The sequence below is a fragment of the Serratia sp. HMSC15F11 genome, assembly GCF_001808215.1.
Lineage (GTDB): Bacteria > Pseudomonadota > Gammaproteobacteria > Enterobacterales > Enterobacteriaceae > Serratia > Serratia nevei.
In genome coordinates this window covers 56,972-79,580 of the sequence record NZ_KV792389.1, presented here as the reverse complement: position 1 = coordinate 79,580, position 22,609 = coordinate 56,972, and the positions used below count along the sequence as shown (strand labels likewise).

At 62.4% G+C, this 22,609-nt stretch carries 23 protein-coding genes and 1 pseudogene; 17 read left to right on the top strand and 7 right to left on the bottom strand.

The annotated features are described in order from the left end of the window. Both HMPREF3138_RS26890 and HMPREF3138_RS00810 read right to left on the bottom strand, forming a co-directional pair. Positions 1-146: pseudogene (locus HMPREF3138_RS26890) on the bottom strand (GlsB/YeaQ/YmgE family stress response membrane protein); the annotation flags it as partial. Positions 147-160: 14 nt separating this feature from the next. Beyond that, positions 161-358: an ElaB/YgaM/YqjD family protein gene (locus HMPREF3138_RS00810; RefSeq protein ID WP_033635087.1), complete on the bottom strand. Its 198-nt coding sequence runs from the start codon at positions 356-358 to the stop codon at positions 161-163. Between the two features lie 627 nt (positions 359-985). Between HMPREF3138_RS00810 and HMPREF3138_RS00805 the strand changes: the two genes are divergently transcribed. Both HMPREF3138_RS00805 and HMPREF3138_RS00800 read left to right on the top strand, forming a co-directional pair. Next, on the top strand, positions 986-1,906 hold the full coding sequence (locus HMPREF3138_RS00805; RefSeq protein WP_038872133.1) for a Kdo(2)-lipid IV(A) acyltransferase: 921 nt from the start codon (positions 986-988) through the stop codon (positions 1,904-1,906). Between the two features lie 177 nt (positions 1,907-2,083). After that, on the top strand, positions 2,084-2,503 hold the full coding sequence (locus HMPREF3138_RS00800; protein WP_038872136.1) for a VOC family protein: 420 nt from the start codon (positions 2,084-2,086) through the stop codon (positions 2,501-2,503). Positions 2,504-2,518: 15 nt separating this feature from the next. On the opposite strand, the gene HMPREF3138_RS00795 is transcribed toward HMPREF3138_RS00800, so the two are convergent. After that, on the bottom strand, positions 2,519-2,713 hold the full coding sequence (locus tag HMPREF3138_RS00795; protein ID WP_038872138.1) for a hypothetical protein: 195 nt from the start codon (positions 2,711-2,713) through the stop codon (positions 2,519-2,521). A 160-nt stretch (positions 2,714-2,873) separates the two neighbouring features. Here HMPREF3138_RS00795 and HMPREF3138_RS00790 point away from each other — a divergent pair, with 160 nt between their 5' ends. After that, on the top strand, positions 2,874-4,427 hold the full coding sequence (locus tag HMPREF3138_RS00790) for a sensor domain-containing diguanylate cyclase (protein ID WP_038872141.1): 1,554 nt from the start codon (positions 2,874-2,876) through the stop codon (positions 4,425-4,427). A 493-nt stretch (positions 4,428-4,920) separates the two neighbouring features. After that, positions 4,921-5,814, top strand: coding sequence for a Kdo hydroxylase KdoO (locus HMPREF3138_RS00785; protein WP_038872144.1), 894 nt, complete (start codon positions 4,921-4,923; stop codon positions 5,812-5,814). Positions 5,815-5,857: 43 nt separating this feature from the next. On the opposite strand, the gene paaZ is transcribed toward HMPREF3138_RS00785, so the two are convergent. Then, entirely contained in the window at positions 5,858-7,924 is a 2,067-nt protein-coding gene (gene paaZ, locus HMPREF3138_RS00780; protein WP_038872147.1) for a phenylacetic acid degradation bifunctional protein PaaZ, read from the bottom strand. Between the two features lie 317 nt (positions 7,925-8,241). Here paaZ and paaA point away from each other — a divergent pair, with 317 nt between their 5' ends. From paaA to paaY, 13 genes are all read left to right on the top strand, one after another. Next, positions 8,242-9,180, top strand: a complete 939-nt coding sequence (gene paaA, locus HMPREF3138_RS00775; protein WP_033647856.1) for a 1,2-phenylacetyl-CoA epoxidase subunit PaaA — start codon at positions 8,242-8,244, stop codon at positions 9,178-9,180. Between the two features lie 21 nt (positions 9,181-9,201). Beyond that, positions 9,202-9,489: a 1,2-phenylacetyl-CoA epoxidase subunit PaaB gene (gene paaB / locus HMPREF3138_RS00770; protein WP_004935173.1), complete on the top strand. Its 288-nt coding sequence runs from the start codon at positions 9,202-9,204 to the stop codon at positions 9,487-9,489. A gap of 8 nt (positions 9,490-9,497) precedes the next feature. Next, on the top strand, positions 9,498-10,256 hold the full coding sequence (gene paaC / locus HMPREF3138_RS00765; RefSeq protein WP_038872151.1) for a 1,2-phenylacetyl-CoA epoxidase subunit PaaC: 759 nt from the start codon (positions 9,498-9,500) through the stop codon (positions 10,254-10,256). Positions 10,257-10,265: 9 nt separating this feature from the next. After that, on the top strand, positions 10,266-10,763 hold the full coding sequence (gene paaD / locus HMPREF3138_RS00760; protein WP_033653577.1) for a 1,2-phenylacetyl-CoA epoxidase subunit PaaD: 498 nt from the start codon (positions 10,266-10,268) through the stop codon (positions 10,761-10,763). A 13-nt stretch (positions 10,764-10,776) separates the two neighbouring features. Then, the gene (gene paaE / locus HMPREF3138_RS00755) at positions 10,777-11,835 is read left to right on the top strand and encodes a 1,2-phenylacetyl-CoA epoxidase subunit PaaE (RefSeq protein WP_038872159.1); all 1,059 of its coding nucleotides are present in this window, start codon (positions 10,777-10,779) and stop codon (positions 11,833-11,835) included. 8 nt (positions 11,836-11,843) lie between these two features. Further along, complete coding sequence (gene paaF / locus HMPREF3138_RS00750; protein ID WP_038872162.1) at positions 11,844-12,617, top strand: 2,3-dehydroadipyl-CoA hydratase PaaF; 774 nt, start codon at positions 11,844-11,846, stop codon at positions 12,615-12,617. Positions 12,618-12,620: 3 nt separating this feature from the next. Continuing rightward, positions 12,621-13,412, top strand: coding sequence for a 2-(1,2-epoxy-1,2-dihydrophenyl)acetyl-CoA isomerase PaaG (gene paaG, locus HMPREF3138_RS00745; RefSeq protein WP_038872164.1), 792 nt, complete (start codon positions 12,621-12,623; stop codon positions 13,410-13,412). 2 nt (positions 13,413-13,414) lie between these two features. After that, positions 13,415-14,944 carry a 3-hydroxyacyl-CoA dehydrogenase gene (locus HMPREF3138_RS00740; RefSeq protein WP_038872167.1) on the top strand — a complete coding sequence of 510 codons (1,530 nt, stop codon included), beginning with the start codon at positions 13,415-13,417 and terminating at the stop codon, positions 14,942-14,944. Next, a complete protein-coding gene (paaI, locus tag HMPREF3138_RS00735; RefSeq protein WP_038872170.1) occupies positions 14,941-15,381 on the top strand; it encodes a hydroxyphenylacetyl-CoA thioesterase PaaI in 441 nt (146 codons plus the stop codon). Before HMPREF3138_RS00740 ends, paaI begins: the two co-directional genes overlap by 4 nt. Next, positions 15,378-16,583, top strand: coding sequence for a 3-oxoadipyl-CoA thiolase (gene pcaF / locus HMPREF3138_RS00730; protein WP_038872173.1), 1,206 nt, complete (start codon positions 15,378-15,380; stop codon positions 16,581-16,583). The genes paaI and pcaF overlap by 4 nt, the downstream gene beginning before the upstream one ends. 16 nt (positions 16,584-16,599) lie before the next feature. After that, positions 16,600-17,907: a phenylacetate--CoA ligase PaaK gene (gene paaK, locus HMPREF3138_RS00725; RefSeq protein ID WP_038872175.1), complete on the top strand. Its 1,308-nt coding sequence runs from the start codon at positions 16,600-16,602 to the stop codon at positions 17,905-17,907. 79 nt (positions 17,908-17,986) lie between these two features. Then, positions 17,987-18,925, top strand: a complete 939-nt coding sequence (gene paaX / locus HMPREF3138_RS00720; protein WP_038872178.1) for a phenylacetic acid degradation operon negative regulatory protein PaaX — start codon at positions 17,987-17,989, stop codon at positions 18,923-18,925. A gap of 12 nt (positions 18,926-18,937) precedes the next feature. Then, on the top strand, positions 18,938-19,534 hold the full coding sequence (paaY, locus tag HMPREF3138_RS00715) for a phenylacetic acid degradation protein PaaY (RefSeq protein WP_021505794.1): 597 nt from the start codon (positions 18,938-18,940) through the stop codon (positions 19,532-19,534). A 39-nt stretch (positions 19,535-19,573) separates the two neighbouring features. Here paaY and HMPREF3138_RS00710 read toward each other — a convergent pair whose 3' ends face one another. From HMPREF3138_RS00710 to HMPREF3138_RS00700, 3 genes are read right to left on the bottom strand one after another with little or no spacing between them, the layout of a single operon-like run. Continuing rightward, the gene (locus HMPREF3138_RS00710) at positions 19,574-20,971 is read right to left on the bottom strand and encodes an amino acid permease (protein WP_038872183.1); all 1,398 of its coding nucleotides are present in this window, start codon (positions 20,969-20,971) and stop codon (positions 19,574-19,576) included. 20 nt (positions 20,972-20,991) lie between these two features. After that, complete coding sequence (locus HMPREF3138_RS00705) at positions 20,992-22,179, bottom strand: amino acid aminotransferase (RefSeq protein WP_038872186.1); 1,188 nt, start codon at positions 22,177-22,179, stop codon at positions 20,992-20,994. Between the two features lie 57 nt (positions 22,180-22,236). Continuing rightward, a complete protein-coding gene (locus HMPREF3138_RS00700) occupies positions 22,237-22,608 on the bottom strand; it encodes a RidA family protein (RefSeq protein ID WP_038872188.1) in 372 nt (123 codons plus the stop codon). Position 22,609 lies beyond the last annotated feature (1 nt).

Sequence of the window (22,609 nt, the reverse complement as noted above, 5' to 3'; positions counted from 1 at the left end):
AAGGTGCTGATATAGCCGCCGACCACGGCGCCCACGACCCCCAGTACCACGGTCATAATAAATCCGCCGCCGTCTTTGCCCGGCATAATCCATTTAGCCAGGATACCGGCGATTAAACCAAAAATGATCCAGGAAATGATGCCCATCTCTACTCTCCCTATTACCTTTTGCCTAACAGAAATCCTATTACCAGGCCCACGACGGCGCCGGCGCCTATCCCCGCCCAAGGATTATCCTTGATGCAGGCACATGATTGCTCGAGCGCCGCTTTTACACCGCTGCGCACTTCGCAGGCGGTGGTTTTCACGTAGTCGCTCGGTTGCTCAACACCGTTTAGATCGTCATTTTCATATGACATGTCAAATCCTTACAGACCAACCCTCTGAGAATTGCGTCACATGTTTCACGCCCGGCACCGCCCGCCCCGCGATCTTGCTCCAGGCAATCTGCCCACAGCCGCTCAATGCAGGGCGTACGGCGACAAACGCACAACTTCACACTATGACTATAGTAAAAAATCAGCGGTTTACCCATTTCCGTCCGTCTGAATTTCACCGTACAAAAAACGATCTAATTTCATCCTGCTGTCATCTCGGCAGGCTAAACTTTACACAAATCTCTGGGAGGAAAAGCCCATGTTCAATGCCCCGTTCGTCCTGATTCTCGCACTGCTGTACGCGCTGGCCGCCGTTTGGGACGGTTCCGCCGCGTTACTGTTTCTCTAAGGTTACATAGCGGTTGTCACTTTTGCGATCCGCTTAATTGTGTCTTTATTTTTCAATTGCGCCAGCCGGTTGAAAAAGCGGTAAATACCCTTCATTCCCTCGGTAAAAATCCTATTTCGCTCCGTTTTCCGTCTGTTATTAAATAAAGCGTAAAAAAAAGCATTAATGGAAAACCCTATTTAGCACAAAATGTTCTATCATTCGCCCTATAACAATTTGGGTTAAGGTCCCATTGGGAAAGAAAAGGAAGAACAGGAAAAATGCTTTCAAACCAACGCTTTGAGCGCGAATTCTTGCACCCTCGTTATTGGTTGCTGTGGATAGGGCTGGGAATGTTCTATCTCTTGGTGTTACTGCCCTACCCGCTCATATATCGGCTTGGACATGGCCTCGGCAGAATAGCCATGCGCCTGATGAAACGCCGGGTAAAAATAGCGCGCCGCAATTTGGCACTCTGTTTCCCCGCAATGCTCGCCGCCGAGCGCGAGGCGCTGATCGTCAAAAATTTTGAGTCCGTCGGCATGGGCCTGTTCGAAGTCGGCATGGCCTGGTTCTGGCCCGACTGGCGCATCGCCCGCTGGTTCAAGGTGAGCGGCATGGAAAACATGCAGCTGGCACGCCAGGACGGCAAAGGCGTTCTGCTGATCGGTCTGCATTTCCTGACGCTGGAACTGGGCGCGCGCATTTTCGGCATGCAAAATCCCGGCATCGGCGTGCATCGCCCGCATAACAACAAGCTGATGGAGTGGGTACAGACCCGCGGCCGGCTGCGCTCGAATAAGTTCATGATCGATCGTAAAGATATCAAAGGCATGATCCGCAACCTGAAACAGGGGGAAATCCTGTGGTACGCGCCGGATCACGATTACGGCCCGCAAAGCAGCGTGTTCGCGCCGTTCTTCGCCGTTGAAAACGCCGCCACGACAACCGGTACCTTTATCCTGGCGCGCATGGGGCGGCCGTCGATCGTGCCTTTCGTACCGCGCCGCCTGCCGCATGCGCAGGGCTATGAGCTGATCGTACAGCCGCCGCTGAAGGACTTCCCGCTGGACGATGAAACGCGCGCAGCGGCCATGATGAACCGCGTGGTGGAAGAACAGGTGCTGCTGGCACCCGATCAGTACATGTGGCTGCACCGCCGGTTTAAAACCCGTCCGCCCGGCGAACCTTCGCTGTATTAACGCCCTCGCGCCTTCGCCCGCCACACCGCTGGCGAAGGCGCGCTCGCCTCGCACAAGCATTCTTCGCCACGGGAACTACACTAATAAGTCACCGACGGCAATCATTGCCGCCAGCAACCATTTCTTCCTGCCTGCGGGCCGGTCGTTGCCTGTCGGGTCACAACCGAGGTCAATGTCATGCTGGTACAACCCTATCTGTTTTTCAGCGGTAACTGTGAGCAAGCGATTAACTTCTACGTGCAGCAGTTGAATGCCAAAATTGAAATGGTCATGCGTTACAAAGACATGCCCGAAGAAGCTCGGCAAGGCGGGCCGCAGGACGTCAACCCGGAGGCGATCATGCATGCGCGCCTGCTGATCGGTGACGGCGTGCTGATGGCCTCCGACGGCTGCCCGCAGGACGACAGCGGCGGCGCTTCGCATAAAGGCTTCTCGCTGTCGCTGAATCCGAGCGATGAGGAGCAAGGGCGCAAGCTGTTCGATAATCTGGCGCAGGGCGGCCAGGTGACGATGCCTTACCAAGCCACCTTTTGGGCCAAAGGCTTCGGCATGCTGACCGATAAATTTGGCGTCAACTGGATGATCAACGTCGAATAACCCGCCATGGCGCCGCTAGCTATAGCGGTGCCAGTCATACGCCGCCTTGGCGAACAGCACGAACAGCAGCGTCAACAGCACCAACCCCAACCGCCAGTAGGGCGATCGGCGGCGCCGCCAGGCGATGTACATCATCCCCGCCAGCGCCCCCAGCGTAAGGGGGTAATACACCGCCAGCGTCAGTAAAGCGATAATGATGTAATCCGACATTGACTCTATACTCCGTAGTCTTCACACCGCCGCAGAGGCAGATTGCGGCATGCCTTTCTCCGTATCGCCTCGTTAAGGGCTAGAGGTCTGGCGCATTTATGCATAAAATATAGGATTGCTCTTAACTCAAGTTGAATAGTAATCAAACCACAAGGGTGACATGACTCAGCAGCAACCCATACAGGATGCCGTGCCGCCGCGCAGCGTTAAAAGCTCCCCATTATTATTTCAGGCCGGCGTGTTTGTCATCATCGTTGCCGCCACGCTGATCCTCTTTAACAGCTGGCAAATCTGGAACGCGCACCAGCGCGATCTGCGCAGCGCCGAGCATGAATCCGCCAACCTCGCCCGCTCGCTGGCGCAGCACGCCGACGATACCTTCATGCAGGTGGACGGCAATCTGCTCGATCTGACCGAACGCCTCCTGAACGACGGGCTGGGCCCATCGCAGCTGACGCGGCTGCAGCGCGTCATGCAGACGCAGGTCGGCAATCTGCCGCAGCTGCATGGGCTGTTTATCTACGACGCGCGCGGCCGCTGGCTGGCGACCTCCTCGGGCAAGTTCATCAAGAACGCCAACAACGCCGATCGTGATTACTTCAAATACCATCAAAACCGCGACGGCGGCGGCCTGTACATCGGCAAGGTGATCCGCAGCCGCACTAGCGGCGATCTGATCATCCCCGTATCACGGCGCTTCAACAACCCGGACGGCAGCTTTGGCGGCGTGGTGCTGGCGACGCTGTACGTCGATTATTTCCGCCAGTTTTACGACAGCTTCGCCCTCAACACCGACGCCTCGTTGAACCTGCTGCTGGCGGACGGCACCATCCTTTACCGCCGCCCTTACTCAGCGGCCTCGATCGGTAAAAACATCGCCAAGGGCGTGTTGTTCAGCGAAATTTTACCGCATTCGGAGTTCGGCAACGCCACCATCACCTCGCTGTACGACAAAGTAGAGCGCATCTACGGCTATTCGCGGGTCAATCGCTTTCCGCTGGTGATCGCTGCCGGGCTGTCGAAGCGCGACGCGCTGGCGGACTGGCGCACCGACGCCGGCCTGTTTGCCGCCGGCGGCCTCTCTCTGCTGATGATCCTGTTGGCGATGGGCATGGTGCTGCTGCGGCAAATCAAGCACAGCATGCAAACCGAAGCCGAGCTGATGCGCACCCGCGATCAGCTGACCAGCATCAACCAGATGCTCGAAGAGTTGGCGCTGCTGGACGGCCTGACCGGTCTGGCCAATCGTCGCCAGTTTGATATCGCGCTGAAGAACGAGCTGGCGCGGGCTTCGCGCAACTACCGCAGCGTGGCGCTGCTGATGCTGGATATCGACTACTTCAAGCAGTACAACGACAGCTATGGCCACGTCGCCGGCGACCAGTGCCTGCAGCAAATCGGCCAAACGCTGAAGGGGCTGGCGTGCCGCAGCAACGACATACTGGCGCGCTACGGCGGCGAAGAGATGGGGATTATCCTGCCGGATACCGACGTGCAGGGCGCGCTGATTTTCGCCGAACGCGTCATCAACGCGGTTCGCGATCTGAAGATCCCGCATCAGGGCAACCCGCACGGCATCGTTACCATCAGCATCGGCATCTGCGCCAAAGTGCCACATATGTACAACGATACGCCAATCAGCTTTATCAATGAGGCGGACAGCGCGCTGTACCAGGCCAAGAAAAAGGGTAAAAACTGCATTTACGGCGCTTGATTATTAATCGGGCCGTCGCGAGCCGGCGGTCCGATTAACTCCCTTCGTGAAAGTAAAATAATTTCACTTAGAAATATTCCCTCACCGGTTTTATCCTGCTTTCTCACTACAACACGGCAAAAAATAAGCAGGATATTTATTTTCATTAAAAATCAATCAGATAAAAAACTCACCGTTCGACAGCCAATTCGTGCCTTTTTTGATTATTCGTGCCTCCGCCAGGCCTCGTTTAACTTCCATTTACTTTTTATTGGCGCTGCCGGTGATACCCTTAACAGGACTATTCTATATATCAGGAAGCCATCGCATGCTTCGGCGCAATGCGCCCTACTGATACACCCATAATAGAACCCGCAAATTTCACGTTGCAATTGGGCGACCGGCGCAAAACTTCTGGCGCCGCTCCAGCCAGCCACTGCGCAAACCGGTGCAGCCAACCACGCGGCAACCTGAAAGGCGGGAACAAAGCGATATAGATTTGCGAGGAGATCTCATGCCTACTGGCGATATTACGCGTGAACAGGCCGTTCTGATGCTGCCGTTGCAACAATGGGCGGCGCAAGAAGCCTCCAGCGCGGTCAGCGAACTGGAGCAGGGCAAAGTGCTGTTTCTGCCTGAGCTGGCCTTCCACCTGTCTGAGCAGGAAATGCCACTGCTGGATCCGGCGTTGGTCGATCCGAAGCGCAAGAACATCAGCTATCAGCCATTGTCCGGCAAGCTGACCGGTGTCGCCGTCGCGGAGCGTCAGCAGCAAGTTCAGCAACTGCTGGAGCGCTATTACCAATCCTGCCGCCAGCTGATCGCCGGGCTGCTGCCCGAGTATCAGGAGGCGCTGCATCACCCAACCGGCAGCCTGCGTTTGCATCCGGTTTCCGCCTGGCGTGCGGCCAGCTCCTGGCGCAAAGACGACAGCCGGCTGCACGTCGACGCTTTCCCATCGCGCCCGAACTACGGCGAACGCATTCTGCGTATTTTCACCAATATCAATCCGCACGGTGAAGATCGCCAATGGCGCGTCGGTGAACCTTTCCCTGAGCTGGCGGAACGCTTTATGCCGCGTCTGGCTCGCTATTCGGCGTTAAGCAGCTGGCTGCAGCACCAGGTGCGCATCACCAAAACCCGCCGCAGCCATTATGACCACCTTATGCTGCAGTTGCATGACGCCATGAAGGCCGACGGCGATTATCAGCAGCGAGGCCCACAGCTGGCGCTGGCGTTCCCGCCGGGCAGCAGCTGGATTTGCTTCTCGGATCAAACGCCCCATGCCGCGATGGGCGGCCAGTTTATGCTGGAACAGACCTTCCTGCTGCCGGTGAATAAAATGCAGGATCCGCAGCGTTCACCGCTGAAAGTGTTGGAACAGCTGCGCGGCCAGCCGTTGATCTGACTGATTTGCCGCCGTCGGTGTTACCGGCGGCGGCAAACGCGCATCACGCCTCGAAATCCCCCTGTTGGCGCGCCACCAGCGTCAGAATGCTGTACAGCGCCACCGGCTGCTGTTCCTGATTCAACACCTGCACATCCCACACCACTACGCCGTGCGGGCGATCTTCGGCGGTTTTCTGCGGCTTGCGGATTTTCTTTTTGCAGGTCAACCGCACCTGAATGGTGTCGCCGATCTTCACCGGCTCGATAAAGCGCAGATTCTCCATGCCGTAGTTGGCGATCACCGGCCCGACGGCGGCGTCAACAAACAGCCCGGCCGCGGCGGACACCACAAAGTAACCGTGCGCCACCCGTTCGCCGAACAGCGAGTCGGCGGCGCCGATCTTGTCCATGTGCGCGTAGAAATGGTCGCCGCTCAGGCAGGCGAAGTTGACGATATCCGCCTCGGTCACGGTGCGGCGCGCGGTCAACAGGCTGTCGCCCAGCTGCAGCTGCTCGAAGTATTTCCGGAACGGATGCACCGGATGCTCGACGACCGGCGCGCCGCGCACCCATTCGCCGCCGATGGCCGCCAGCATCGCCGGGCTGCCCTGGATCGCCGTGCGCTGCATATAGTGCTTCACCGCGCGCAGCCCGCCCAGCTCTTCACCGCCGCCGGCGCGCCCCGGGCCGCCGTGCACCAGCATCGGCAACGGCGAACCGTGGCCGGTGGACTCCGCCGCCGCCTGCTCATCCAAAATCAACATGCGGCCGTGGGCGCAGGCCGCCGCGCGAATGAAGCGCTTGGCCAATGCCGGATCGGCGGTCACCAGCGATCCTGCCAGGCTGCCCTGCCCCAGCAACGCCAACGCGATCGCCTGCTCGGTATCCGCATATGGCATCAGCGTCGCCACCGGGCCGAAGGCCTCAGTGCCGTGCACCGCCTGATGGGTGAGCGGATCGGCGCAATACAGCAGGGTCGGCGGATAAAACGCCCCGCCGCGCGCACCGTCGCCCAGGACTTCCAGCTTATCCAGCGCAGCGCCACAGAGCGGTTCGCAGCCGTTGCGCAGCAGGAAATCCACCTTGCTTTGCACATCATCACGCTGCTCGTGGCTGACCAACGCCCCCATGCGCACCTGCTCCAGCTGCGGGTCGCCTACCGTCACCCCCGCCAGGCGCTGCAACAGGGCCTGACGCACCGCCGCCACCTGCGCCGCCGGCACGATGATGCGGCGGATCGCGGTGCATTTCTGCCCCGCCTTGGCGGTCATTTCACGGCACACTTCTTTGATGAACAGCGCAAACTCCGGCATCTCCGGCGTCACGTCTTCCGCCAGCACGCAGCAGTTGAGCGAATCCGCCTCCATGGTGAACGCGATTGATTTTTCCAGCAGGCGCGGATGCGCCCGCAGCCGCTGCCCGGTCTGCGCCGAACCGGTGAAAGTCACCGCATCCTGATAATCCAGGTGCGCAAACATGTCGCCGACGCCGCCGCAAACCAGCTGCAGCGCTCCTTCCGGCACCAGCCCGCTGTCGACGATCAGCCTGACCATTGCCTGCGTCAGCTGCGCGGTAGCGGTGGCCGGCTTGATGATGGCCGGCATGCCCGCCAGCCAGGTCGGCGCCAGTTTTTCCAGCATGCCCCAGCACGGGAAGTTGAAGGCGTTGATGTGCAGCGCCACGCCGGGGCGCGAGGTCAGCACGTGGCGGGCGGCGAACTGCGCCTGTTTCGACAATGGGATCAGCTCGTCTTCCGGCCACAGGGTATCGTCCGGCAGATCGCGACCGGCCATGCCGGCATAGGCGAACAGCGTGGCGATGCCACCCTCGATATCAACCCAGCCGTCGCTGCGCGTCGCGCCGGTTTGATAGGAAATCTGATACAGCGCCTCTTTGTGCGCCAACAGGTGTTTCGCCACCGCTTTCAGCATCTGTGCGCGCTGCTGGAACGTCATGTGCGCCAGCGCCGGGCCGCCGTGGCTGCGCGCATAGCTCAGGCTCGCCGCCAAAGGCAGGCCGTCGGAGCAGACCTGGTACAGCGCCTCACCGGTCACGGCGTGGCGGATCTCGCGCCCCTCTCCCTGCCCGTACACCCAGGCGCCAGAAAGATAACTGTGTAACTGCTGCATGTGCCCTCCGAAATTCATAAATTTTCACCCTATAGCTTAATTACGTATCACATAAATGCCAGCCTGCGCCAAACCAAATTTTAACAAAAAGAAAACAAAAGGCGCTTTCAGGGCATTTAACCTGCTATAAACAAGGAATTAATCACTTTATTTATCAAATAAAATCAACAAAATAACAAACCACCTTGTGAGTCACCTCGCAAAACCACATGAATTACGTTTGATCTTTTTGTTATCAGTTTGTAGCCTTATGGTTGGTTGAAGTGATTCACATTTTTATGTTTAATGTGAAAAATACGAATCACCAAGAGGCAAGCATGACAACTGACGCACAGTATCAGCAGCATTTCGACGACAAGATCGCGGCGGACATCGCCATTGAGGCCAAAGACTGGATGCCGGACGCCTACCGTCAGAACCTGATTCGGCAGATTGGCCAACACGCCCACTCGGAAGTCATCGGCATGCTGCCGGAAGCCAACTGGCTGACGCGCGCCCCCACGCTGCGCCGCAAGGCGGTGCTGCTGGCCAAAGTGCAGGACGAAGCCGGCCACGGTCTGTACCTCTACAGCGCCGCCGAGACCCTCGGCTGTTCGCGCCAGGACATCTACCAAAAGATGCTCGACGGCAAGATGAAGTACTCCTCTATCTTCAATTACCCCACGCTCAACTGGGCGGATATCGGCGTGATCGGCTGGCTGGTCGACGGCGCCGCCATCGTCAACCAGGTGGCGCTGTGCCGCGCGTCCTACGGCCCCTATGCGCGGGCGATGGTGAAAATCTGCAAAGAGGAAAGCTTCCACCAGCGCCAGGGCTACGAGGCGGTGATGGCGATGGCCAACGGCAGCGACACGCAGCGCGCCATGTTGCAGGACGCTATCGATCGCTTCTGGTGGCCGGTGCTGATGATGTTCGGCCCGAGCGACGCCGACTCCCCCCACAGCGCCCAGAGCATGGCGTGGAAAATCAAACGCCACAGCAACGATGAGCTGCGGCAGAAATTCGTCGACAACACCGTGCCGCAGCTTGAGGCGCTGGGCATGACGGCGCCGGACCCGAGCCTTACCTGGGACGAGGCCGCCGGCCACTATCGCTTCGGCGAAATCGACTGGAGCGAACTGCATGAGGTGATCAAAGGGCGCGGCCAATGCAACCACGAACGCCTGCAGGCCAAACGCCGCGCCTGGGAAGACGGCGCCTGGGTACGCGACGGCGCCATGGCCCACGCCGCGAAAAACGCTGCCTCCGCCGCATAGCCAACATAAGGAACCGAGATCATGAGCCACGTTGAATGGCCGCTGTATGAAGTGTTTATCCGCAGCAAACAAGGGCTGGCGCATCGCCACGTCGGCAGCCTGCACGCCGCCGACGACCAAATGGCGCTGGAAAATGCCCGCGACGCCTATACGCGCCGCAACGAAGGCTGCTCGATCTGGGTGGTGCAGTCGCGCCATCTGATCGCCTCGCAGCCGGAAGATCGCGGCGCGTTCTTCGATCCGTCCGAAGACAAGATCTACCGTCATCCGACGTTTTACACCATTCCCGACGGCATCAAGAACATGTAGAGGCGACCATGACGGTTAACGATCCGCGCATCAGCTATTTGCTCCGCCAGGGCGACACGCCTCTGATCCTCGCCCAGCGCCTGTGCGCCTGGTGCGGCCACGCGCCCGAGCTGGAAATCGATCTGGCGTTGGCCAACATCGGGCTCGATCTGCTCGGCCAGGCGCGCCACTTTCTGGGTTATGCCGCCGAACTGGCCGGCCCGCCCTGCAGCGAAGACAGCCTGGCCTTCGGCCGCGACGAACGCCAGTTTCATAACCTGCTGTTGGCGGAGCAGCCGAACGGCGGTTTCAACGACACGCTGGTGCGTCAGTTCCTGCTCGATGCCTACCACGTACAGCTGCACCAGGCGCTGAGCCGCAGCCGCGATGCGCAGATCGCCGCCATCGCCGCCAAGTCGTTGAAGGAGGCCGATTATCACCTGCGCTTCAGCCACGGCTGGATGATCCGCCTGGGCGACGGCAACAACGTCAGCCACCGCAAGATCCAGCAATCGCTGGATAACCTGTGGCGCTTCACCGCCGAGCTGTTCCACGCCGACGCGCTGGAGCTGGAACTGGCGGAACAAGGCATCGCCGTCGATCCGCGCGAACTGCAGGCCCCCTGGCAAGCGCAGGTGGCAGAGACGCTGCGCCAGGCGACGCTGGCGCTGCCTGCCGAGCAGGCGTTCCGGCACGGCGGCAAGCAAGGCCGGCACAGCGAACACCTCGGCCCGCTGCTGGCGGAAATGCAGTTCCTGCAGCGCGCCTATCCAAACGGTCAATGGTAGGAGGCCACGATGAACGTCACCCGTTTGCAACCCGCCGAAATCCCGCAGATTTGGCACTGCCTGCAGCAGATCAGCGATCCCGAACTGCCGGTGCTGTCGATCACCGATTTGGGCATGGTGCGCGACGTAGCGCGCGACGGCGCGGGCTGGCGCGTGACCTTCACCCCGACGTACTCCGGCTGCCCAGCCACCGAATTTCTGCTCAACGCCATCGAGCAGCGGCTGGCGGCCGCCGGCTTCAGCCCGGTGCAGGTGGACATTCGCCTCAGCCCGGCCTGGACCACTGACTGGATGAACGCCGACGCCCGCGAGCGGCTGCGGCAATACGGCGTAGCGCCCCCGCAGGGCCACACCTGCGATCGGCCGCACGCCCACGGCCCGGTAGCCTGCCCGCGCTGCGGCAGCACCCACAGCGAGAAGATCAGCGAGTTCGGCTCCACCGCTTGTAAAGCGCTGTACCGCTGCTGCGACTGCCGGGAACCGTTCGATTATTTCAAATGCATATAGGAGCGCTGACACCATGACGGTCTTTCATCGCCTGAACGTTGCCGCCATCGAGCGCGAAACGCCGGACGCCGTAGCCATCACCCTGCGGGTGCCCGAAGAGCTGCAAAACCAATACCGCTATACCCCCGGCCAGCACCTGACGCTCAAGGCGTTGGTCAACGGCGAAGAGCTGCGGCGTTGCTACTCCATCTGCAGTTCGCCGCAGGAAGGCCTGCTGCAGATCGGCGTAAAGGCGATTGACCAGGGGCGCTTCTCCCGCTTCGTCAACCGCATGCTGAAGGTCGGCGACGCGCTGGAGGTGATGGTGCCGCAGGGGCGCTTCGGCTACCAGCCGCAGGCAGAGCGCCACGGCAACTACCTGGCGATCGCCGCCGGCTCCGGCATCACGCCGATGCTGTCGATCATCAAGGCGACGCTGCTGCTCGAACCGGGCAGCAGCTTCACTCTGATCTACGGCAACCGCAACAGCCGTTCGATGATGTTCAAAGAGGCGCTGTCGGATCTGAAAAACCGCTACCCGCAGCGTTTTCAGCAGCTGTATCTGTTCAGCCAGGAAAGTCTCGACAGCCCGCTGCTCAGCGGCCGCATCGACCGTGAACGCCTGACGGCGATCGGCGGCGCGCTGCTGGATTTCCGCGACTATGACCACGCCTTTATCTGCGGGCCGGAATCGATGATGGACGACGCGCAAACCGTGCTGGAACAGGCCGGCGTCCCGGCCAACCACATCCACAGCGAACGCTTCAACACCAGCGGCCTGGTCGCCCGCCCGCGAAGCAGCAGCGATCGCAACGCCACCCGGGTGGCGATCCTGCTCGACGGCCGCCGGTTGGATATCGAGGTCGGCGAACAGGACGACAGCATTCTCGACGCCGCGCTGCGCCAGGGCGCCGACCTGCCCTACGCCTGCAAAGGCGGCGTATGCGCCACCTGCAAATGCCGTCTGAAGGCCGGCCAGGTGGAGATGGGCATCAACTACAGCCTGGAGCCGGATCAGCTGGCGGCAGGCTACGTATTGAGCTGCCAGTCGTGGCCGAAAGACGACGGCGTGGTATTGGACTTCGACGTCTAGGAGCCGCGATGGACACCCCCTTTATTTTGCATCAGCAGCAGCACCGCGTGGTCACGCTGACGCTGCATCGGCCGGAGGCGCGCAACGCCCTGAGCACGCCGTGCCTGGAACAGTTGGTTGCTCGCCTGGAGCAGGCCGACGCCGACAGCGGCGTGGGCGCCGTGGTGATCGCCGGTGCGGCGCGCTTCTTCGCCGCCGGCGCCGATTTGCGCGAACTGCAACAGCAGGATCTGCCGGCCGCGCTGGCGGATCGCCGTCCGCAGCTGTGGCAGCGTCTGGCGCAGTTCAGCAAGCCGCTGCTGGCGGCGGTGAACGGTTATGCCCTGGGCGCCGGCTGCGAGCTGGCGCTGGCCTGCGACATCGTCATCGGCGGCGAAAGCGCCCGCTTCGGCCTGCCGGAGATCACCCTCGGCCTGATGCCGGGCGCCGGGGGCACCCAGCGCCTGATCCGCTGCGTCGGCAAGTCGCGTGCCAGCCAGATGGTGCTGACCGGCGAGCCCATCGACGCCCGCGCCGCGCTGCAGGCCGGCCTTATCAGCGAAGTGTGCGTCGATGCCCTGACGCTGGAACGCACGCAGCAGATTGCCGATCGCATCAGCCGTCAGGCGCCGCTGGCGCTCCGCGCCGCCAAACAGGCGCTGAAACAGGCCGAGGAAATCGGCCTTAGCCAGGGGCTGGCGATGGAGCGTCAGCAGTTCGTCACCCTGGCCGCCACCGACGATCGCCGCGAAGGCATCGCCGCCTTTTTCGAAAAACGTACGCCAAACTATCAGGGGCGCTGATTTATGGATAACGCATTGATTCTCAGCCATCTCAACGCCGGCGTGTTGACGCTGACCCTCAACCGGCCGGATCGGCTCAACAGCTTTAACGATGAGATGCATCGCCAGCTGAGCGAAGCGCTGACGCAAGCCGAGCGCGACGACAGCGTGCGCTGCCTGTTGATCGCCGGCGCCGGGCGCGGTTTCTGCGCCGGGCAGGATCTCAACGATCGCAACGTCAGCGCCGATCAACAGGCGCCGGATCTCGGTCTGTCGGTCGAACGTTTCTACAACCCCCTGATCCGTCGCCTGACCGCCCTGCCGAAGCCGGTGGTGTGCGCGGTCAACGGCGTGGCGGCCGGCGCCGGCGCCGCGCTGGCCCTGGCGTGCGATATCGTCATCGCCGCCGACAATGCCAGCTTCATTCAGTCGTTCTGCCGTCTGGGGCTGGTGCCTGACTCCGGCGGCAGCTGGTTCCTGCCGCGGCTGGCCGGCCACGCCCGCGCGATGGGCATGGCCATGCTGGGTGACAAAATCAGCGCCCAACAGGCACTGGCGTGGGGCATGATCTGGCAGGTGGTACCGGCGGATGAATTGGCCGACCGCACGCAAACGCTGGCGCGCCATCTGGCCACCCAGCCGACCTACGGCCTGGGACTGATCAAGAAAGCCCTCTACAGTTCGGCCACCAACAGCCTCGATCAGCAGCTCGATCTGGAGCGCGATCTGCAGCGCCTGGGCGGCCGCAGCGACGACTATCGCGAAGGCGTCAGCGCGTTCTTTGCCAAACGCACGCCAAACTTCAGCGGGAAATAGCCATGAACGCGCCCCTTCTTAACGGCCAGGTGGCGGTGATCGGCGCCGGCACCATGGGCATCGGCATTGCCCAGGTGGCCGCCGCCGCCGGCCACCCGGTGCGGCTGTTCGATATCGCGCCCGCCGCCGCCCAGCGCGCGATCGACGATCTCGCTCGCCGCCTGCGCCAGCGGGTCAACGACGGCAAGGCCGACGCCGCGCCCACCGAAGCCCTGCTGGCGCGCCTCGAATGCGCCGACTCGCTCGAGCAGCTGGCCGACTGCACGCTGGTGATTGAAGCGGTGGCGGAAAATTTGGCGATCAAACAGGCTCTGTTCCGCGATCTGGAGGCGCTCTGCTCGCCCACGACGCTGTTCGCCAGCAATACCTCTTCGCTGTCGATCACCGCCATCGCCGGGGCACTGAAACACCCGGCACGCATGGCCGGGCTGCACTTCTTCAACCCGGCGCCGCTGATGAAACTGGTGGAGATCGTCAGCGGCCTGGAGACCGGCGCCGAGACCCTCGCCGCGCTGCAGGCCCTGGCGCAGCGCTGGGGTAAGCAGAGCGTCGTGTGCCGATCGACGCCGGGATTTATCGTCAACCGCGTGGCGCGGCCGTTCTATGCCGAAACCCTGCGCGCGCTGGAGGAACGGGTGGCCGACGCCGCCACGCTGGACGCGGTCTTGCGCGACGCCGGCGGCTTCGCCATGGGCCCGCTGCAATTGACCGATCTGATCGGCCAGGACGTCAATTACGCCGTGACCGACTCGGTGTATCAGGCCTTCTATCAGGATCCGCGTTTCACTCCCTCACTGGTGCAGCAGGAGTTGGTGGCCGCCGGGCACCTCGGCCGTAAATCCGGCCGCGGTTTCTACCGCTACGACGCGCCGCGATCCGCCGCCGCGATCGCCTTTGCGCCACCGGCGCAGGCCGCACTGCCGCAACGCGTTACGCTGCACGGCGACTGGTCTTCGCTGGCCGATTTGGCGCAGCTGTTAAGCGAAAATGCGGGGGCGATCAAACAACCTGGCCAGACCAGCCCACACGTCACGATCGACAACGTTACACTGATGTTAACCAATGGTAAAACCGCCGGCCAACGGGCCGACGAACGTGGAACGCCCGTGGTGCTGTTCGATCTCTGTGCCGACTATGCGCACGCCTCCGCCATCGCCATCAGCTGCGCGGCGCAAAACGATGCGCAACACAATGCCAAAGCGATTCGCCTGCTGCAGTCCCTCGGCAAGCAGGTCATTCCGTTGCCGGATTACCCCGGCCTGCTGACGATGCGCACCCTGGCCATGCTGGCCAACGAAGCGCTCGACGTGGTGAACAAAGGCGTCGCCAGCGCCGAAGATACCGATCTGGCGATGCTGCGCGGCGTCAACTATCCGCGCGGCCCGCTGGCCTGGGGCGCCGCGCTCGGCTGGCGCCACATTCTGGCGACGCTGGAAAACCTGCAACGCTATTACGGCGAAGCGCGCTATCGCCCGATGCCGCTGCTGCGCCGCTACGCTTCCCCCGCCTCTTTCCCAGGAGCCGAACGATGAACGCCAATACGCCGCGCGCGCTGGCTCAGCGCTGCGCCGAACAGATGTTTCAGCAAGATACCTGCGCTCAGGCGATGGGGATGCACATCGATGCCGTCGACGCCGGATACGCTCAGGTCAGCATGACCGTCGGCCCGCAGATGCTCAACGGCCACCAGACCTGCCACGGCGGCCAGCTGTTCAGCCTGGCGGACACCGCCTTCGCCTACGCCTGCAACAGCCAGGGGTTGGCGGCGGTGGCCTCCGGCTGCAGCATCGACTTCGTCCGCCCGGCGCTGGCCGGCGATCGCCTCACCGCCAGCGCGGAGATGCGCCATCAGGGCAAAACCACCGGGCTGTATGACGTCGAAATCGTTAACCAACGGGGCAAAACCGTCGCCTGGTTCCGCGGCCGCGCGCACCGCCTCGGCCACAGCATTTTAGGAGATCAGGCATGAATCAGGCATTTATCTGCGACGGCGTGCGTACCCCGATCGGCCGCTATGGCGGCGCGCTGGCCCAGGTGCGCGCCGACGACCTCGCCGCCCTGCCGCTGCGCGTGCTGTTGGAACGCCATCCGCAGGTAGATTGGGCGCAGCTGGACGACGTGATCCTCGGCTGCGCCAACCAGGCCGGAGAAGACAACCGCAACCTGGCACGCATGGCGCTGCTGCTGGCCGGAGTGCCGGTCGGCGTGTCCGGTACCACGGTGAACCGCCTGTGCGGTTCGGGCCTGGATGCGCTGGCGATGGCGGCGCGCAGCATCAAAGCCGGTGACGCCGGGCTGCTGCTGGCGGGCGGCGCGGAATCGATGACCCGTGCGCCGCTGGTGATGGGCAAGGCAGACAGCGCCTTCAGCCGCCAGGCGCAGCTGTACGACACCACCCTCGGCTGGCGCTTCGTCAATCCGCGGATGCAGGCCGAGTTCGGCACCGATTCGATGCCGGAGACCGCCGAAAACGTCGCGGCACAGTTCAACATCAGCCGTGCCGATCAGGACGCCTTTGCGCTGCGCAGCCAGCAGCGCGCCGCTCGGGCGCAGGCGTTGGGCCACCTGGCGCAGGAGATAGCCCCGGTCAGCCTCACCGGCAAAAAAGGCGCGGTGACGCTGTTCAGCCAGGATGAACACCCGCGCCCCGACACCACCTTTGATCAGCTGCAGGCGCTGAAAACCCCGTTCCGTCAGCCCGGCAGCGTCACCGCCGGCAACGCCTCGGGCCTGAACGACGGTGCGGCGGCCCTGATCGTCGCCTCCGAAGCGATGGCGGCGCGCCAGGGGCTGACGCCGCGCGCGCGCATCGTCGCCACCGCCACCTGCGGCGTGGAGCCGCGGCTGATGGGCATCGGCCCGCTGCCGGCCACCCGCAAGGTGCTGGAAATCGCCGGGCTGAGCCTGGCGCAGATGGACGTTATCGAACTGAACGAAGCGTTCGCCGCCCAGGCGTTGGCGGTGATGCGCCAGCTTGGCCTGCCGGACGATGCCCCGCAGGTCAACCCCAACGGCGGCGCGATCGCCCTGGGGCATCCGCTGGGCATGAGCGGCGCGCGCCTGGCGCTGGCCGCCCTGTTTGAACTGGAACGGCGAGCCGGCCGCTACGCGCTTTGCACCATGTGCATCGGCGTCGGCCAAGGCATCGCCATGATCATTGAGCGTGTCTGACCCCCTGAGGCTAACCATGACAATAAATCCACAGCCCCTCGAAACGATCGAATTCGCCTCGCGCGATGAGATTGAAGCGTTGCAGCTGACGCGTCTGAAGTGGACGCTGCACCACGCCTACGACAATGTGCCGATGTACAAACGCAAGTTCGACCAGGCCGGCGTGCACCCCGACGATCTCAAACAGCTGAGCGATCTGGCGCGCTTCCCCTACACCACCAAGCAGGATCTGCGCGACAACTACCCGTTCGACACCTTCGCGGTGCCGATGGAACAGGTGGTGCGCATCCACGCCTCCTCGGGCACCACCGGCCGCCCGACGGTGGTGGGTTACACCCAGCGCGACATCGATAACTGGGCCGATATCGTCGCCCGCTGTCTGCGCGCCGGCGGCGCCACCGCCAAAGACAAGGTGCACGTCGCCTACGGTTACGGCCTGTTCACCGGCGGCCTCGGCGCGCACTACGGCGCAGAGCGGCTCGGCGCGACGGTGATCCCGATGTCCGGCGGCCAGACGGAACGCCAGGCGCAGCTGATCCTCGATTTCAAACCCGACATCATCATGGTGACGCCGTCCTATTGCCTGACGCTGATCGACGAGCTGGAGCGCAAGATGGGCGGCGACGCGCGCGGCTGCTCGCTGCGGCTCGGCGTGTTCGGCGCCGAACCCTGGACCGAAGCCCTGCGCCACGAGATCGAAACCCGCATGGGCATCAAGGCGCTGGATATTTACGGCCTGTCGGAAGTGATGGGGCCGGGCGTGGCGATGGAGTGTCTGGAGAGCGGCGGCGGCCCTACCATTTGGGAAGACCACTTCCTGCCGGAGATCATCTGCCCGGAAACCGGCGTCGCCCTGCCGGACGGCGAGCACGGCGAACTGGTGTTCACCACCCTGACCAAAGAGGCGCTGCCGGTGATCCGCTACCGCACTCGCGATCTCACCCGGCTGCTGCCGGGCGACGCGCGCCAGATGCGCCGCATGGGCAAGATCACCGGCCGCTCCGACGACATGCTGATCATCCGCGGCGTCAACGTCTTCCCGTCGCAGGTGGAAGAGCAGATCATGCAGTTCGAGCAGCTGTCGCCGCACTACCAGCTGCAGGTCAGCCGCAGCGGGCACCTGGACACGCTGGCGGTGCGCGTCGAGCTCAAGGAGTCGGCGCTCAGCCTCAGCCACCAGCAGCGTTGCGACATCTGTCACCAGCTGCGCCACCACATCAAATCGATCGTGGGCGTCAGCACCGACGTCAGCATCGCCAACTGCGGCGATATTCCGCGCTCGGAAGGCAAAGCGCAGCGCGTGGTCGATTTGCGGCCGCGCTGAGGCGCACGGCGTCACGGATGACGCCGCCCCAAATTAGGCGTAATGTTATGGCTCATCGAAGGCTAACCCATGGAAAAATATGGAACATAAACTGGATGAGTTCATTCGCCATGCCGTCGACGCGCAGCCGATCAGCGGCACCTCGCTGATCATTTCGTTGTACGGCGACGCACTCAGCCACCGCGGCGGCGAAGTGTGGCTCGGCAGCCTGAGCGCGCTGCTGGAGGCCTTCGGCTTCGGCGATCGCTTCGTGCGCACCTCGGTGTTCCGCCTGCAGAAAGAGGGTTGGCTGGCGGTGGAGAAAATAGGCCGCCGCAGCTTCTACCGCGTGACCGAGCAAGGGATGCGCCAGTTCCGCCACGCCGAATCGAAAATCTATCTGCGCGAGCAGCCCGCCTGGGACGGCAAGTGGGAGCTGTTGCTGCTGGAAAGCGCCGAAAAAAACGCGCGCGCGCGGCTGAAAAAAGAGTTGGGCTGGCTCGGCTTCGGGCAAATCGCCAGCAACCTGATGGCCGCCCCCACCCATGCGCAAACCGACGTGACGGCGCTGCTCGGCGAGCTGAACGCCAGCGAGCAGGTGATCTACTTTCGCGCCGATTACCCCTACAACCGCTCCGAGCAAACCCTGCAGAAATTGGTGGCCGACTGCTGGTCGCTAAGCGAAGTGGCGGCCGGTTATCACGAATTTATCGTCTCCTTCCGGCCGCTGATGGCGCTGCTGCGCGAAGTCGACCCGGCGGCGCTGACGCCGCTGCGCTGTTTCCAGATTAAGCTATTATTGATTCACTTCTTCCGTCGCGTGGTGTTGAAAGATCCGCTGCTGCCGGACGCGCTGCTGCCCGCGCAGTGGGAGGGCCAGATCGCCCGCAACCTGTGCATCAATCTCTATCAGCAGGTCGATCGCGCCGCGACGGAGTACGTCAGCGCGCTGGCGGAAACCACCATCGGCGCCCTGCCCGCACCGGCCGCCGGCTATTATCGGCGCTTCGGCGGCCTGCCGCGCGACCCTACATTTTAAGGAACTCACGCTATGCCTGTGTATCAGATTGACGGCCTGACGCCGGTCGTCGACCCCAGCAGTTACGTGCACCCGACGGCGGTGCTGATCGGCGACGTGATCGTCGGCAAGCACGTATACATCGGCCCGAATGCCAGCCTGCGCGGCGATTTTGGCCGCCTGGTGATCTGCGACGGCGCCAACATTCAGGATAACTGCGTGATGCACGGCTTCCCGCAGCAGGACACGGTGGTGGAAGAAGACGGCCATATCGGCCACGGCGCCATCCTGCACGGCTGCCGCATTCGTCGCAATGCGATGGTGGGCATGAACGCGGTGGTGATGGACGGCGCGGAGATCGGCGAGAACACCATCGTCGGCGCGATGGCGTTTGTCAAAGCCGCGGCGGTGATCGAAGCCAACAAGCTGGTGGTCGGCAGCCCGGCGCGCGTGCTGCGCGATCTGACCGAACAGGAGCTGGCCTGGAAGATCGCCGGCACCCGCGAGTATCAGGATCTGGTACAGCGCTGCAAATCCTCGCTGCACGAAGTGGCGCCGCTGACCGAAATCGAACCGGGCCGCCAACGCCTGAGCTTCGGCGACCACCTGATCCCGAAAAGCCAGCTGTAATCCCCGGGGCTGAGGCGCGGCCTCAGCTCCTCCCCCTCATTACTCCACCTCCGGTGCCTTGAACGGCGACGGCACGGCCGCGCGGCGGCTCTGGACGTGATAAGCCACCACCAGCAGCAAGGTGAACGGAATACCGAACCACAGCGTCATGTGGAAGAATTCGGTAAACGCCGTCGAGATCATCAGCGCCGCCATCAGCCCGGCACCCAGCAAGGTGGTATAGGGGAATCCCCACATGCGGAACTTCAGGTGGGTCTGCCGGTGCCGGCGGCGGAAGAACAGGTGGGTGACGAAAATCATCAGCCAGGTAAAGCAGGCGCCATACACCGAGATAGACATCATGGCGGCGAACGACGTTTCCGGCGCCACCAGGCTCAGTACGATAGACACCACGATGCCGATACACGACATCGCCAGCGCATTGACCGGAATGCCGCGCCGGCTGACGCGCCCCAACGCCGCCGGCGCCTGACCGGCGCGCGACAGCGAAAACATCATGCGGGTGGTAATATACAGCTGGCTGTTCATCGCCGACAGCACCGCCACCAGCACGATAAAGTTGAAAATACCGGCGGCGGCGGGCAGATGGATCACGTTCATCGCCATCAGGAACGGGCTTTCGCCGGTGCCGGACTGCCGCCAGGGCACAATGGCCAACATCAGGGCAATCGACAGCATGTAGAAGATAAACAGCCGCACGATGGTGCCCTTGAACGCCGCCTTCACCGCAATCACCGGATTTTTCGCCTCGCCGGCGGCCACCGCGATCATTTCAATGCTCAGGTAGCTGAAGATGGACACGATCACCGCGAACCACATGCCCTTGACGCCAAACGGCATGAAGCCGCCGGCGGTCAGGTTGCGCAGGCCGTAGGCCGGGTTGCCCGAGAACGCCAGAATGCCGATGCCGATCAGAATGAACGCCACGATCGCCGTCACTTTGACGGTGGACAGCGCGTATTCCACTTGGCCGAACGACTTCACGCCGATCACGTTGACGACGATCACCGCCGCCGAGAACAGCAGCACCCACGGCCAGGTCGGCGTCGCCGGGAACCAGAACTGCATGTACATGCCGATGGCGGTAACTTCAGTGCCCACCGCCAGCACCACGCAAGACCAGTAGGAATAACGCACCAGAAAACCGAACAGCGGGCCGAGATAGAATTCGGCGTAGTCGCCGAACGAGCCGGGCGTCGGGTGCTCGGAGGTCATTTCCGCCAGGCTGCCCATCAACAGCAGTGCAATAACGCCGCCGATCAAGTAGCTCAGCAATACCGACGGCCCCGCCATCTGAATGGCGTAGGCGCTGCCGAGAAACAGCCCGGTGCCGATGGCGCCGCCGATCGCCAGCATCGACATCTGCCCGGCGGTAAGATGCTTGTTCAACCCGCCCTGACGGCGGGCGATATGCTCAAAATCATTCATCTGTGGCATGGCTGTGTTCCCGAGCGAAGTTAGGCGGTACGGGTGACGCCGAGAATGGCGGCGGTCACGTAGTCGATATTGCCGGGGTTGAGTCCCGGCAGGCACATGCGGCCGGGCGAAACCAGATAGATGGCGTAGCGCTGCCGCAGGGTCTGCAGCTGCGCTTCGTTCAGGCCGGTATAGCTGAACATGCCGCGCTGATCGCGTATGCGCCGGTGATCCAGCGAAGAGCCGCCCCGCGCCAGGCCGGCGGCCAGCTGCTCACGCATCTGCTTGATGCGCACGCGCATTTCCGCCAGCTCATTGCGCCAAAGCGCACCGAGTTCGGCGTCGCCGAGCAGGGTTTCCACGATCTGGCTGCCGTGCGTCGGCGGGCAGGAGTAGCTGCGGCGGATCAGCGTTTTTAACGCGCCTTTGACGTTGGCGGCGTTTTCCGCATCAGCGCAGCGCACCGACAGCGCGCCCAACCGCTGGCCGTACAGAGCCACGTTTTTGGAAAACGAGTTGCAGACCAAAAACGGCAGATCGGTTTTCAGCGCTTCGCGCAACGCAAAGCCATCCTCCTCCAGCCCGTCGCCGAAGCCCTGATAGGCGATATCGAACAGCGGCAGCAGCTTACGCCGCTGCAGCACGGCGAGCGTGGCACGCCACTGCTCCGCCGTCAGATCGGTGCCGGTCGGGTTATGGCAGCAAGGATGCAACAGGACTACGCTGCCGGGCGGCAGACTGTCCAGCGCGTCGAGCATGGCGGCGAAACGCAGGCCGCCCGCCGCTTCGTCAAAGTAGGGATAGGTATTCACCTGCAACCCGGCGCCTCCAAATATCGCCCAGTGATTGGCCCAGGTGGGATCGGACACCCAAATTTCACCGCGTGCCAGAAAGTGGCGCAAAAAATCCGCCGCCAGCTTTAGCGCACCGGAACCGCCGACGGTCTGCACCGTGGCGATTTCGGCCGCCTGTTGCTCGCCGAACAGCAGCGCCTGCACCTGGCGAGCGAACTGTGGCGAACCTTCGATCGGCGGATAACCGTGCGGGCGACGCAGCGCCAGCAACCGCTGCTCGGCGGCCTCCACCGCCTGCATCAGCGGAATATTCCCCTGCCGGTCGTAATAGAGCCCAATGCCTAAATTCACTTTTTTCGGATTGGGGTCCTGCAAATAGGCTTCCATCAGCGACATAATAGGATCGGCTGCAGAAGGTGCAATCTGTTTAAACATGACGCATCCTTAACTCGTTATTGAATTAATATGAAGACGGACTTAATAAAAATTAAATCAGGCGATGGCGCTGACGGTGATTTCTATTTTCATTCCCGGCACCACCAGTTTTTCGACAATAACCGTGGAACGATTGGGATAAGGATAATTAAAGTGTTTCCGGTAAATATCATCGAGCAATTTAACGTCGTTGACGTCGGTAAGATAAACGATCACCTGCAGTACCTTATCGCTGTGGCTGCCCGCCGCCTTCAACGTCTGCGCCAGGTTATCGAAGGTTAACGCAATCTGTTGCTCCGGCGTGCCGGTCTCGATGCTGCCGTCCGCCCGCACCGGGCCGTGGGCGGTAAACAGCATGCCACCGCCCCGGGTGGCCCAGGAAAAAGGCTGGCCGATGTCCGGCAGCCCGGTCTCTACGATCTCGCGCATG